The 12847-nt window shown below is 67.3% G+C and carries 13 protein-coding genes, 1 other RNA gene and 1 riboswitch; of the genes, 6 read left to right on the forward strand and 8 right to left on the reverse strand.

Going from position 1 to position 12847, the window contains the following annotated elements; genetic code table 11:
* Position 1: 1 nt before the first annotated feature.
* Positions 2 to 1099 (reverse strand): LPS export ABC transporter permease LptF, encoded by a 1098-nt coding sequence (lptF, locus tag HWX31_RS20120; protein ID WP_059659461.1) that lies wholly within the window; start codon positions 1097 to 1099, stop codon positions 2 to 4.
* Positions 1100 to 1221: 122 nt separating this feature from the next.
* On the opposite strand from lptF, the gene HWX31_RS20125 reads away from it, so the two are divergent.
* The 3 genes from HWX31_RS20125 to HWX31_RS20135 are packed head-to-tail and all read left to right on the forward strand — an operon-like array spanning position 1222 to position 3804.
* Positions 1222 to 2733, forward strand: a complete 1512-nt coding sequence (locus HWX31_RS20125; RefSeq protein ID WP_059612794.1) for a leucyl aminopeptidase — start codon at positions 1222 to 1224, stop codon at positions 2731 to 2733.
* A gap of 34 nt (positions 2734 to 2767) precedes the next feature.
* Positions 2768 to 3184 (forward strand): DNA polymerase III subunit chi, encoded by a 417-nt coding sequence (locus tag HWX31_RS20130; RefSeq protein ID WP_174964694.1) that lies wholly within the window; start codon positions 2768 to 2770, stop codon positions 3182 to 3184.
* Positions 3185 to 3204: 20 nt separating this feature from the next.
* Entirely contained in the window at positions 3205 to 3804 is a 600-nt protein-coding gene (locus HWX31_RS20135) for a DUF2486 family protein (protein WP_174964693.1), read from the forward strand.
* Between the two features lie 14 nt (positions 3805 to 3818).
* Here HWX31_RS20135 and HWX31_RS20140 read toward each other — a convergent pair whose 3' ends face one another.
* The gene (locus tag HWX31_RS20140; RefSeq protein WP_059752611.1) at positions 3819 to 4142 is read right to left on the reverse strand and encodes a c-type cytochrome; all 324 of its coding nucleotides are present in this window, start codon (positions 4140 to 4142) and stop codon (positions 3819 to 3821) included.
* Between the two features lie 126 nt (positions 4143 to 4268).
* Positions 4269 to 5942, reverse strand: a complete 1674-nt coding sequence (gene ilvD, locus HWX31_RS20145; protein ID WP_174964692.1) for a dihydroxy-acid dehydratase — start codon at positions 5940 to 5942, stop codon at positions 4269 to 4271.
* A 148-nt stretch (positions 5943 to 6090) separates the two neighbouring features.
* Between ilvD and HWX31_RS20150 the strand changes: the two genes are divergently transcribed.
* The gene (locus HWX31_RS20150; RefSeq protein ID WP_174964691.1) at positions 6091 to 7014 is read left to right on the forward strand and encodes a LysR family transcriptional regulator; all 924 of its coding nucleotides are present in this window, start codon (positions 6091 to 6093) and stop codon (positions 7012 to 7014) included.
* 89 nt (positions 7015 to 7103) lie between these two features.
* Entirely contained in the window at positions 7104 to 7994 is an 891-nt protein-coding gene (lgt, locus tag HWX31_RS20155; RefSeq protein ID WP_174964690.1) for a prolipoprotein diacylglyceryl transferase, read from the forward strand.
* Positions 7995 to 8078: 84 nt separating this feature from the next.
* On the opposite strand, the gene HWX31_RS20160 is transcribed toward lgt, so the two are convergent.
* From HWX31_RS20160 to HWX31_RS20180, 5 genes are all read right to left on the reverse strand, one after another.
* The gene (locus tag HWX31_RS20160) at positions 8079 to 8819 is read right to left on the reverse strand and encodes an SIMPL domain-containing protein (RefSeq protein ID WP_174964689.1); all 741 of its coding nucleotides are present in this window, start codon (positions 8817 to 8819) and stop codon (positions 8079 to 8081) included.
* Between the two features lie 183 nt (positions 8820 to 9002).
* Entirely contained in the window at positions 9003 to 9464 is a 462-nt protein-coding gene (locus HWX31_RS20165) for an EVE domain-containing protein (RefSeq protein WP_174964688.1), read from the reverse strand.
* Between the two features lie 73 nt (positions 9465 to 9537).
* Positions 9538 to 9719, reverse strand: a non-coding RNA gene (gene ssrS / locus HWX31_RS20170) — 6S RNA.
* Positions 9720 to 9799: 80 nt separating this feature from the next.
* The gene (locus tag HWX31_RS20175; protein ID WP_010090984.1) at positions 9800 to 10114 is read right to left on the reverse strand and encodes a cell division protein ZapA; all 315 of its coding nucleotides are present in this window, start codon (positions 10112 to 10114) and stop codon (positions 9800 to 9802) included.
* On the reverse strand, positions 10111 to 10461 hold the full coding sequence (locus HWX31_RS20180) for a hypothetical protein (protein WP_059618660.1): 351 nt from the start codon (positions 10459 to 10461) through the stop codon (positions 10111 to 10113). Before HWX31_RS20180 ends, HWX31_RS20175 begins: the two co-directional genes overlap by 4 nt.
* 155 nt (positions 10462 to 10616) lie before the next feature.
* Positions 10617 to 10870: riboswitch (cobalamin riboswitch) on the forward strand.
* A 66-nt stretch (positions 10871 to 10936) separates the two neighbouring features.
* On the opposite strand from HWX31_RS20180, the gene HWX31_RS20185 reads away from it, so the two are divergent.
* Positions 10937 to 12820 carry a TonB-dependent receptor domain-containing protein gene (locus HWX31_RS20185; RefSeq protein ID WP_174964687.1) on the forward strand — a complete coding sequence of 628 codons (1884 nt, stop codon included), beginning with the start codon at positions 10937 to 10939 and terminating at the stop codon, positions 12818 to 12820.
* Positions 12821 to 12847: the final 27 nt, after the last annotated feature.

Here is a 12847-nt window from a genome sequence, read left to right on the forward strand (position 1 = left end):
ATCATGCTCCCGTCGAGCGGCTGAACAGCGCGCGTGTGAACAGCGGGCGGTTGCGCACGCGCAGCCAGAAGATGAAGCCGACGATCGCCGCGACGACCACGTGCAGGCCGACGAGGCCGACGCCGAACGACAGCTTGCCCTGCTCGATCTGCGCCTGCACGACGTTCAGCAGGTTCGAGTAGGTCAGGTAGATCAGCACGGCCATCACGAGGTTGATCGTGCGGCTGCGGCGCGGGTTCTGGTACGCGAGCGGGATGCCGAGCACCATCAGGTTGATCGCGATCAGCGGCAGCCCCGCGCGCCAGGCGAATTCCGCGAGCTTTTCGCGCGTCGGGTCGCGCAGCAGCTCGGGCGTCGGCGTGCTGTTGGTCGTCTGCACGTTGACGACCGGCTTGCTCGTGATCTTCACGCCGTAGCGCTCGAACTCCATGATCTTGAAGTTCGGCTGGCCGGGCGAGCCGTCGTAGCGGCGGCCGTCCTCGAGCACGACGAAGCGGTCGCCGTCCTTCGTGGTCTCGGTGTGGCCCGTCTGCGATACGACGACGTTGACCTTGCCGTTCTCGGTCGACGTGACGAACACGTTCTGCACCTTGCTCTGGTCCGGCGCCATCTTCTCGATGAAGAACACGCGGTGGCTCGCCGCCGATTCGCGGAACTGGCCGGGCGCGAGCAGCGAGATCTCGTCGCGCTGCTGGAAGCGCGCCTTGATCATCTTGCTCTGCTGATTCGACCACGGCCAGCCGACGAACGCGAAGAACGCGATCAGCAGGATGATTGGCGTCGCGAACACGCCGATCGGCTTGATGAGGCGGGTCAGGCTCACGCCGGACGCGAGCCAGACGACCATTTCGGAGTCCCGGTACCACCGGGTCAGCACGAACAGGATCGACACGAACAGCGTGACGACGAGCATCACGGCGAGGTAGCCGATCACGGTCAGGCCGATCAGCACGAGCACGTCCTTCGGATCGATTTCGCCGGACGCGGCGTAGCCGACGATGCGGATCATCATCGTCGTGAGCATGATCGTGAGCAGCACCATGAACACGGCGCCAGCCGTATACGCAAGCTCGCGCTGGAGGGAGCGTTCGAAGATCATTCTTGAAGAGAAGAGGGCGGGAAGCTGCGCACGCGTGGGCAGGCGCTCGCGCCGCCACGGGAAAAATAGCGGATAATTGCGGCTTTCATCCTTAGCCCAGATTTTATCCGAGGACAAGCGCGATGGACTTTAGCATAAAAGGCTGTGATTGGAGCAAAGGTGAGTCGAAGGGGTTCCTGACCGGCAAGTCGGACTGCATCGTGCTCGGCATCTTCGAGGCGCAGACGCTGTCGGGCGCCGCGCTCGACATCGATACGGCCACCAAGGGGCTGATCTCGCGCGTCGTGAAGGCCGGCGACATGGACGGCAAGCGCGGCAAGACGCTGATCCTGCACGAAGTGCAGGGCATCGGCGCATCGCGCGTGCTGCTGGTCGGCCTCGGCAAGCAGGATGCTTTCAATCAGAAAGCCTATAACGACGCGGTCACCGCCGCATGGCGCGCGCTGCTCGCGACCAAGGTCGTTCAGGTCACCTTCACGCTGGCCCAGCTGCCGGTCGACGAGCGCGGTTCCGACTGGGGCGTGCGTGCGGCGATTCTCGCGCTGCGCAACGAAACGTATCGCTTCACGCAACTGAAGAGCAAGCCGGAACCGGCGTCGCATGCGCTCAAGCGCATCGTGTTCAGCGTCGATCCGGCCGACGAGAAGGCCGCGAAGGTCGCGGTCAAGCAGGCCGTCGCGCTCGCGAACGGGATGGATCTGACCCGCGATCTCGGCAACCTGCCGGGCAACGTCTGCACGCCGACCTATCTCGCGAACACCGCGAAGCAGCTCGCGAAGGACTGGGGCCTGAAGGCCGAGGTGCTCGGGCTCAAGCAGGTTCAGGCGCTCAAGATGGGCTCGTTCCTGTCGGTCGCGCGCGCATCGGTCGAGCCGGCGCAGTTCATCGTGCTGCACTACCAGGGCGCCGCGGCGAAGGCCAAGCCGGTCGTGCTGGTCGGCAAGGGCATCACGTTCGACACGGGCGGCATCTCGCTGAAGCCGGGCGACGGCATGGACGAGATGAAGTACGACATGTGCGGCGCGGGCTCGGTGCTCGGCACGATCCGCGCGGTCGCGGAGATGGGCCTGAAGATCAACGTCGTCGCGATCGTCCCGACCTGCGAGAACATGCCGGGCGGCAATGCGACCAAGCCGGGCGACATCGTCACCAGCATGAAGGGGCTGACGATCGAGGTGCTGAACACCGACGCCGAGGGTCGCCTGATCCTGTGCGACGCGCTGACCTACGCGGAGCGCTTCAAGCCGGCTGCGGTGATCGACGTCGCGACGCTGACGGGCGCCTGCGTGATCGCGCTCGGCGGTCACAACAGCGGCCTGTTCTCGAAGGACGACGCGCTCGCGGGCGAGCTGCTCGACGCGTCGCGCGAGGCGAACGATCCGGCATGGCGCATGCCGCTCGACGACGAATACCAGGACCAGCTGAAGTCGAACTTCGCGGATCTCGCGAACATCGGCGGGCGTCCGGCCGGCGCCGTGACGGCCGCGTGCTTCCTGTCGCGCTTCACCGACAGCTACCCGTGGGCGCACCTCGACATCGCGGGCACCGCGTGGAAGAGCGGCGCGGCGAAGGGCGCGACCGGCCGTCCGGTGCCGCTGCTCGCGCAATTCCTGATCGACCGCGCCGGCCAGTGATGGCAGAGTGGTCGACAATGCGGGCGGTCGGGTGATGACGCGGATCGATTTCCACACGAACGTCGGCGATTCGCTCGCTTACGCGTGCCGGCTGCTGCGCAAGGCCTACCAGGCCGGGCAGCCGGTCGTCGTGCTCGCGGAACCCGCGCGCTTGCGCGCGCTCGACGAGCGGCTCTGGACGTTCTCGCCGCTCGATTTCATCCCGCATTGCGGGATCGACAGCCGGCACGCGGCCGACACGCCGATCGTGCTGACCGCCGAGCTCGACAAGGCGCCGCATCATCAGGTGCTGCTGAATCTCGGCGCGGCGGTGCCCGCGCAGTTCGCGCGCTTCGAGCGGCTGCTCGAGGTGGTCGGCAACGAGCCGCCCGAACTGGCCGCGGGCCGCGAGCGCTACCGCTTCTATCGAGATCGCGGTTATGCGCTGAACAACTACAAGCAGGGCAGCTAGCCAGTCGACGGAGTATCACCGTGGGACAAGCCGAAACCTCCTCCATCCCGATGCTGACGGACGTGCTGGTGCCGGGCCATCCGGCGCCCGCGCGCCGGCCTGAGGCCGGGTTGCCGCAGGACGACGCGGCGATTCCGGTGCTTACCGACGTGATCGCGCCGGGCAATCCGGCCACGGCGGCGCCGGAGGCTGCGGCGCAGACGGTGCCGGCGCCCGAAGCAGCCGCGCCTGCCGACATCGAAGCCGACCCCGCGACGGTCGTGGTCCAGCCGGTGCCGACGCCGGAGGTGCCGGTCGTCGAGCTGGCGCCGGTCCCGCGGGCGGACGCGCCCGAGATGGCCACGCAGGGTGCCGCGACCGCGGCCGCGGCAGCGTTGACGCCGGAAGACGCGCAGCACATCGCCGAGCGGCTGCGCGATCGTCTGATGAATTACCTGACCGGGGAAGGGCGGGAGGCGATCGAGGCGCGCTGCCGCGACGCGCTGCAAGGCCATACGGCGTGGCTCGTCAGCCAGATCACGCGCGAAGTGGCGCTGGCGCTCGAGACCGAAGTGATGGATTGGGTGCGGGACGCGGTCGACGACGAGATCGCGCGCCGCCGCACCGGACGTTCGGGCTGACCGGGCCGGCCGCCTTATCTGAGCGACATCACCCAGTTCGCGAGGGCGTGCGCTTCGGCGCCCGTCAGCTGGGTATTGGCGGGCATCGGTACGCTGCCCCACACGCCGACGCTGCCCTTCACGATCGTCTGCGCGAGGTAGTCGCTCGCGTCGCTGCGCGGCGCGTACTTGCCCGCGATATCGTGGAATGACGGGCCCATCAGTGGTTTGCTGACCGCATGACAGGCCATGCAGTTCTTGCGCTGCGCGAGCGCGAGGCCGTCCGCCTCGGCGGCGTGCGCGGCCGTGCCGCCGAGCAGCAGGGCCAGGAGCGTCGCGCGCAATATCATCTGTTTCATGCCGTTCTCCGCCAGCAGGCACCGCCGGCTTGACTCCCGGGCATTATAAAAGCAAAGGGAGCGCGAGTTTTTCGCGCCCCCTTTGCGTGCGATCAATCAGGGGCCGCATCGCGGCCCGGCCGGGCGTCAGCCGGTGACGGCGCCCTGGTTCGCCGGGCGGGCGAGCGCGGCGAACTTGGCGAGCACGCCGCGCGTATAGCGCGGCGCCGGCTGCTTCCACGCGGCGCGGCGGCGCGCCAGTTCGGCGTCGTCGACGTTCAATTGCAGCAGCAGCTTGTGCGCGTCGATCGTGATCGAATCGCCTTCCTGCACGAGCGCGATCGTGCCGCCGACGAACGCTTCCGGCGCGACGTGGCCGACCACCATCCCCCAGGTGCCGCCCGAGAAGCGGCCGTCGGTGATGAAGCCGACCGACTCGCCGAGGCCCTTGCCGATGATCGCCGAGGTCGGCGCGAGCATCTCCGGCATCCCCGGGCCGCCCTGCGGGCCGAGGTAGCGCAGCACGAGGATGTCGCCCGCGCGAATCCGGTCGCCGAGGATCGCTTCCAGCGCGCTCTGCTCGTCGTCGAACACGCGCGCCGGGCCCGTGATGACCGGGTTCTTCAGGCCGGAGATCTTCGCGACCGCGCCGTCTTCCGCGAGGTTGCCCTTCAGGATCGCGAGGTGCCCCTCCTTGTATAGCGCCTGCTCGATCGGGAAGATCACCTTCTGGTCCGCGCGCGGCGCGCTCGACACGTCCTTCAGCTCGTCGGCGAGCGTGCGGCCCGTGATCGTCATGCAGTCGCCGTGCAGCAGGCCGGCGTCGAGCAGGATCTTCAGCACCTGCGGAATGCCGCCGGCCTGGTGCAGGTCGGTCGCGACGTACTGGCCCGACGGCTTCAGGTCGCAGATCACCGGCACGCGCTTGCGAATGCGCTCGAAATCGTCGATCGTCCAGTCGACCTCGGCCGCGTGCGCGATCGCCAGATAGTGCAGCACCGCGTTGGTCGAGCCGCCGGTCGCCATGATCAGCGACACCGCGTTCTCGATCGACTGCTTCGTGATGATGTCGCGCGGCTTCAGATCCTGCTTGACCGCCTCGACCAGCACGCGCGCCGATTCGGCCGCGGAGTCGACCTTTTCCTGGTCCGGGTTCGCCATCGTCGACGAATACAGCAGCGACATGCCGAGCGCCTCGAATGACGAGCTCATCGTGTTCGCGGTGTACATGCCGCCGCACGAGCCCGTCGTCGGACACGCGTTCTGCTCGACCCCTTCGAAATCCTCCTGCGACATCCGGCCCGCGGTGAACTCGCCGACCGCCTCGAACGACGACACGATCGTCAGGTCGCGGCCCTTCCAGTGGCCCGGGCGGATCGTGCCGCCGTACACGTAGATGCCCGGCACGTTCAGGCGCGCGAGCGCGATCATCCCGCCCGGCATGTTCTTGTCGCAGCCGCCGACGACGACCACGCCGTCCATCCACTGGCCCTGCGCGCAGGTCTCGATGCAGTCGGCGATCACTTCGCGCGACACGAGCGAGTACTTCATCCCCTCGGTGCCCATCGACATGCCGTCCGAGATCGTCGGCGTGCCGAAGATCTGCGGATTCGCGCCGGCGTCCTTCACGGCCGCGACCGCCGCGTCCGACAGGCGCTGCAGGCCCGCGTTGCACGGCGTGATCGTCGAATGGCCGTTGGCGATGCCGATCATCGGCTTGTCGAAATCTTCCTTCCGGTAGCCGAGCGCGTAATACATCGAGCGGTTCGGCGAACGGGCCACGCCCTGCGTGATGTTCTTCGAGCGGCGGTTGTATGACATGGGGGACTCCATCCTCGTTGGTGGGGGCATCGGCAGGTGCGTCCGGAGGCGGCGCATCGACTCGGCTGAGCCAAGAATGCAATGTCCGTTTGGGCGTGTCCAATATATTATTCATCGCCTATTAGGTCGATTTTCATATGACTGACCGATGCCTGATGTGACCCCCGATCTGCGCCAATGGCGCTATTTCGTGACCGTAGCCGAGGAACGCCATTTCGGCCGCGCGGCGGCGCGCCTGTCGATGACGCAGCCGCCGCTGTCGCAGGCGATCCGCGCGCTCGAGGACCTGCTCGGCGTCGCGCTGTTCGTGCGCACCAAGCGCTCGGTCGCGCTGACCGCGGTCGGCGCGGCGCTGCTGCCGGACGTGCGCAAGCTGCTGGCGGCGGCCGACGCGCTGCCGCCGCGCGCGCAGAGCCTCGCGCGCGGCGAGACCGGTTCGCTCGCGCTCGCGTTCGTGTCGACCGCCGACTACGGGCTCTTGCCGTCGCTGCTGCGCGCGTTCGGCGCGCGCTATCCGCAGGTGCGGCTGCAGCTCGAGGAGGCGACCAGCGACGTGCAGATCGAGGAGCTTGCCGCCGGCCGGATCGACGCCGGGCTGATCATTCCGCCGGTGCCGCCGCGTCATGCGGCCGAGCTGTCGTACCTGCCGGTCGTGCGCGAGCCGCTCGTGCTGGCGATGCCGGCCGCCGCAGCGCCGGCCGACGCATCCGAGAATGCGCCGGTGCGGCTCGCCGACGTCGCCGCGCTGCCGCTCGTGATCTTTCCGCGCCGTTTGGCGCCCGGCTTTTATGACATCATTACGGGCTGCTACGGCGCGGCGGGGGCGACCCCGCGCATCGGCCAGGAAGCGATCCAGATGCAGACGATCGTGAGCCTCGTGTCGGCCGGCATGGGCGTCGCACTGGTGCCGCAATCGCTGCGTAACCTGCGGCGCACCGGCGTGGTCTACCGGCCGCTCGCGGACGGCGCGCCCGTCGTCGAGACGGGCCTCGTGTGGCGCACCGGCGACGTCAGCCCCGTGCTCGCCGGCTTCATCGACATCGTGCGCGCGCAGGCGTTCGTGCGCGCATGACGCGAACGATGGCGCGCCGGCGCCGTCCAATGCGCGACGCGACGCAGGTGTGCGCGCCGCGCCGAATTCGAAAACTTCACCGCTAACCCATGATCATTCACCCGAATTTCGACCCCGTTGCGATCCATCTCGGGCCGCTGGCCGTGCGCTGGTACGGGCTCATGTATCTCGTCGCGTTCATCGCGGCGATCGTCGTCGGCCGGCTGCGCCTGAAGCTGCCGCATGTGGCCGCGCAGGGCTGGACCGTGAAGGACATCGACGACATGATGTTCTACGGCGTGCTCGGCACGGTGCTCGGCGGCCGGCTCGGCTACGTGCTGTTCTACAAGGCGGGCTACTACCTCGCACATCCGCTCGACGTCTTCAAGGTATGGGAAGGCGGGATGTCGTTTCACGGCGGCTTTCTCGGCGTGACGCTCGCGATGATGCTGTTCGCATGGCAGCGCAAGCGCCACTGGCTGCAGGTCACCGACTTCGTCGCGCCGATGGTGCCGACGGGGCTGGCGGCGGGCCGGCTCGGCAACTTCATCAACGGCGAGCTGTGGGGCCGCGTGACCGATCCGAATTCGCCGTGGGCGATGCTGTTCCCGGGCGCGATGCGCGACGATGCGGCCTGGCTGCCCGCGCATCCGGAGCTCGTCGCGAAGTGGCATCTGGCCGACGTGTTCATGCAGTACCAGATGCTGCCGCGCCATCCTTCGCAGCTCTATGAAATCGCGCTCGAAGGCGTCGTGCTGTTCTTTGCGCTGTTCTTGTTCTCGCGCAAGCCGCGGCCGATGGGCGCGATATCCGCGCTGTTCCTGATCGGCTACGGTCTCGCACGCTTCACGGTCGAGTTCGCGCGCGAACCGGACGACTTCCTCGGGCTGCTTGCGCTCGGCCTGTCGATGGGGCAGTGGCTGTCGCTGCCGATGATCCTCGCGGGCGTCGCGCTGATGGTCTGGGCATACCGCCGCCGTGCGGCGGCCTCGGCTGCATGATGCGATCGCGCAACTGACGCACCAACGAAAAACGCCGGCCCAGTGGCCGGCGTTTTCGCATCTGACGTACTCGAGCGTCGTGCGTTACTTCATCTGCACCGAGCCGTTGACCGTGACGGACACGGTCGCCTTGCCGCCTTCGACCGCGATCGGCGCGCTCATCTTCGCGTTGTCCATCGGTGCTGCGGCCATCGCCATCATGCGCGGATACGGCTGTACGTTGCGGCCGCTGCCGACGTTCACGTCGCGAATCGAATAGTTGTTGTAGCCGAACGCCTTCGCGGCTTCGTCCGCACGCACGCGGAACGACTTGATCGCTTCGGTCGTGAGCTTCTGCTCGGCCGTGCGCTGCGCTTCCGGCGACAGCGAGAACTCGACGTTCGCGACCTGCATCAGGTTCGACAACTGGCCCGCGAGCTTCGACGCCGCGGCGAAATCGCGCGATTCGAGCACGACCTCGGTGCGGCCGCGCCATGCGGAGATCCGGCCGTCGCGGTCGGTGCTCGGATAGACGGAGAACGCGCCCGTGTGCGCAGTGACGCCCGACACGGCCTTGGCCTGCGCGAGCGCGGCGTCGGCGCGCTGGTTCAGCGCGGACGTCAGGCTGCCCGGGTCCTTCGCCTGCTGCTCGTAGAACAGCGTGATGTGGATGATGTCCTGCGGCACTTCGGCGCTGGCCTGCGACGACAGCGACAGCACGCCCGACGGCTCCGGAAAGTGCGGGTTGACGGCCTGCGCGCGCGCCGCGGGCGACGCGAGCGTCACCGCGACGGGAACGGCGGCGGCGAGCGCGAGCGACAGCGCGAGTGCGGATTTCTTGGTCATTGTTGGACTCCTTGTGCGAGGGCGCGCACGCGGATCACGCGTGCGCGATGCGGGCGGGCCGCGCGACGAAAAAACGACGGCCGGCCCGATTGGCCGGCAGCGGTTGCTTAGGCTGCGCGAGCGCGCCGCGAGTTCCGGGCGGGCGGTCGTGCATTGACCAAATTTAATGTTTGCCCTTTACGTTCACTTCATCAGCCGTTCGGTGATGAAGCGCCATTCGGCGCGCGTGACGGGCGTGATCGACAGCCGGTTGCCTTTCGCGAGCACGCGCATGTCGGCGAGCGCGTCGTATTCGCGCAGCGCGGCGAGCGGCACGAGCGCCGCCTTCTTCACGAAGCGCACGTCGACGAGCAGCCAGCGCGGCGTTGCCTGCGTCGACTTCGGATCGTAATAGGGGCTCTTCGGATCGAACTGCGTGGGATCGGGGTAGGGTGTCGACGACACTTCGGCGAGGCCCGCGATGCCGGGCTCGGGGCAGCTCGAATGATAGAACAGCACGCCGTCGCCGATCTGCATCGTGTCGCGCATGAAATTGCGTGCCTGATAGTTGCGCACGCCGGTCCACGGCAGCGTGCGCTGCGGCGCATTCGCGAGATCGTCGATGCTCGCTTCGTCCGGTTCGGACTTCATCAGCCAGTATTGCATGGATCGTGATCGACGCAGAAAGAGGCCGCTACAAAAGGAAACGGCATCGGGATGTGTACCCGATGCCGTTGAATAGGCCCCCGCCTTAGCCGCTAGGCCGGCATCCTGAACCTGGGGTTCAGAATTGGTCGCAGTTAGCAGCACTTCGGGTACATCAGACAGAGTGACGCGCGCGCCCGTGCTACAAATTTCCGCAACCGTGCACATGGCATTGGTTCAAGGAATATATGACCTTGGCGAACCAGGCAGGGAAGCTGACTAAACTGTGAATCTATGTGTCCAATTTGACCACCGTTGACCGTGGAGATCAAGGGAAATCGACGCATCGATTCGGGTTACTGCGTCTCGTGCTGTGCGAGCACCGCACCGAGCTGTTCATTCATCTGGCGCATTGTACGCCGGATTTCTTCCGCGGGAAATGCTTCACCGTGACGCACGCTCTGCTGCAGCCGCAGCAGCTCCGACGCGAGCGACAGCGCCGCCATCACGGCGATGCGGTCGGTGCCGCGCACCGAGCTGTTCGAGCGGATCTTCGTCATTTCCGCGTCGACGCGCGCGACGGCTTCCAGCAGCGCCGCTTCGGTCTCGGCCGAACAGGCTAGCCGGTAGGCCTGGCCGAGAATCGAGACTTCGATCTGCTTGGTGCTCATGCATGTTCTCCGTGGCTGGCTGCGTCGTCGCTATCGGTGCGCGACTGCGCATCCAGCAGGTCGAGCTGGTTGTCGGCTTCCGCCGCGCTCTTCGTGCGCGGCAGCTTCTCGAGAATCGCGTTCAGCTTGACCTGCGCGTCGTCGATCTTCGCCGACAGCGTGTCGCGTTCCTCCGCAAGCGCGTTGCGTTCCTCGCGCAGCTGCGTGAGCTCGCCACGCACCGTGTCCGCTTCCGCGCGCAATTGCGCGACCTGCTCCTCGAGCGCGAGCCGTTCCGAGTGATAGCGCTGGTTCAGCGCAATCAGTCGGCCAATATTTTGAGATAAGGTTTCGAGTTCGTTGAGCATCTGCTGCGTCCTCTAAAGACCCAGCATTTTAGCGCGGAATAACGCACATTCCGACATATGTAACGTTTCCAGTCGTAACACCCCCGCTTCTTGCCGCGAATATGTCGATTGCGCGTCGCGCGGACCGCTTTCTTGACGCTCTCGCGGCCCGCTCCTAAACTTGGCGCCGCCTCGGTGCTCGCGCGTGCAACGCGCGGTTAAACGGGAAGCAGGGCGCGGGCTCCGCCAGGAGCCGCCAACCTGCGCTGCCCCCGCAACGGTAAGCGGCCGCATCGGACGATGCAGGCCGGCTCGGGTGCGCTCGACGTGTGCGGTTCGCACGCGGGCGCAGGCCACTGCGCATGTCTCGCGCGGGAAGGCGAGCCGGAACGCCGCCAGCCCGGATACCGGCCGAGGCGGGGAGCCCGTGCGCGGGCTTCGTGACGCGCGGCCTGCGGGGAAGCGGGGCGCGCTGCGGTTCACAGGACTTTCTTCGATGCTGACCCCAATCGCTCGCACGGCGCTCGGCGCGCTTTGCGGGCTGCCGCTCGCCGCCGTCGCGCAGACGGCGGCCGCCGCCGGTAATGCCCCCGCTGCGCCCACGGCCGCGTCCGCCGGCCATGCCGTCGACGCCGCGCAGCTCGCGCCGGTCGTCGTCACCGCGCAGCGTGCGCCGCAGGCGCTCGCCGACGCGATCCCGCAAACCACCGTGTTCGACGCGCAGGACATCGCCGCGCATCCCGGCGCCGACCTGCCGACGCTGCTCGCGCTCGCGCCGGGCGCGCAGATCGTGCGCAACGGCGGCCCGGGCGCGACCGCGACGCTGTTCCTGCGCGGCGCGCAATCGACGCAGTCGCTCGTGCTGATCGACGGCGTGCGGGTCGATTCCGCGAGTCTCGGCGCAGCGCAACTGAGCCAGCTGCCGCTCGACCAGATCGAGCGCGTCGAGGTCGTGAACGGCAACGTGTCGTCGCTGTATGGCTCCGGCGCGATCGGCGGCGTCGTGCAGGTGTTCACGAAGCACGGCGGCAATCATCCGCCGCGCTTCAATTTTGCGGTCGGCCTCGGCAGCTACGGCACGCAGACGCAGCAGGCCGGCGTGTCGGGCCGGCTCGACGGCGACGGCAGGACGACCTTCAGCGTGTCGGTCGCGCGCGAAAAGGACAACGGGTTCTCCGCGCTTGATCCGGCGAAGCGGCCGAAGGCGAACCCGAACGCGAACGGCTATCTGAACGAGAGCGTCACCGCGTCGCTGCGGCACCGCTTCGACGACCGCTGGGATGCGGGCGTCAGTTACTTTCAGTCGAACGGCAACAACAGCTACGACAGCGCGTTCGGTGCGCCGACCGACCTGAACAACCTGTATTCGCGCGTGCAGCAGGCGCGCGCGTTCGCGAACGGCAACCTGTTCGACTGGTGGACAACGCACGTGAGCGTCGCGATCGGCAACGACCGCAACCAGTCGGAACTGAACGGCGCGTACACCGACCACTTCAATACCGACAGCCGCCAGTACACGTGGCAGAACGATTTCCGGATCGCGCCGGACCACGTGATCCAGGCCGGTTACGAACGGCTCGACCAGCAGTTCATGTCGAACGTCTATTCGGTGCCGCAGCGTCACGTGAATTCCGGCTGGCTCGGCTACACGGCGCGCATCGGCCGCCAGCAGTTCCAGGCGAACGTGCGGCGCGACCAGTATTCGGATTTCGGCGGCGCGAACTCGTACTATCTCGGCTACGGTCTCGACCTCACCGACCGGTGGAAAGTCACCGCGAGCTATTCGAGCGCATTTCGCGCACCGACCTTCAACGACCTCTACTACCCGATTTACGGTAATCCGTCGATCCGGCCCGAGCGCAGCCATTCGGTCGAGGCCGCGGTGCAGTATGCGTCCGATGCGGTGGGCGTCGCGCGCTTGACCGCATTTCAGACGCGTTACACGAACCTCATCGACTACCAGCCCGTCGCACAGAACGTGGGCCGTGCAAAGGTGCAGGGGCTCGAAGCATCGTGGCAGGGGCATGTCGGCGCGACCGACGTGCGGGTCGCCGCCACCTTGCAGAACCCGGTCGACGAATCGCAGAATCAGGACCTGGACCGCCGCGCGCGGCGTTTCGCGTCGGCTTCGGTGGGCCGTGCATTCGGTCCCGTGCGGGTCGGCGGCGAATGGCTCGTCAGTGGCGCGCGCAACGATCAGTATGGCGGACGTCTCGGCGGCTACGGGCTCGTCAACCTGTCCGCGCGCTACAACATCACGAAGGCGTGGTACGTCAGCGCGCGCATCGACAACCTCTTCGACAAGGACTACGAGCTTGCCTACGCCTACAACACGCCGCGGCGCGGCGCCTATGTCACGCTCGGCTGGCAGCAGCAGTAAGCGGCCGGGCGGCGCGCCCGCGCGCGC

Origin of the sequence: Burkholderia ubonensis, assembly GCF_902833085.1 — a bacterium.
GTDB classification, from domain to species: Bacteria; Pseudomonadota; Gammaproteobacteria; order Burkholderiales; family Burkholderiaceae; genus Burkholderia; species Burkholderia ubonensis.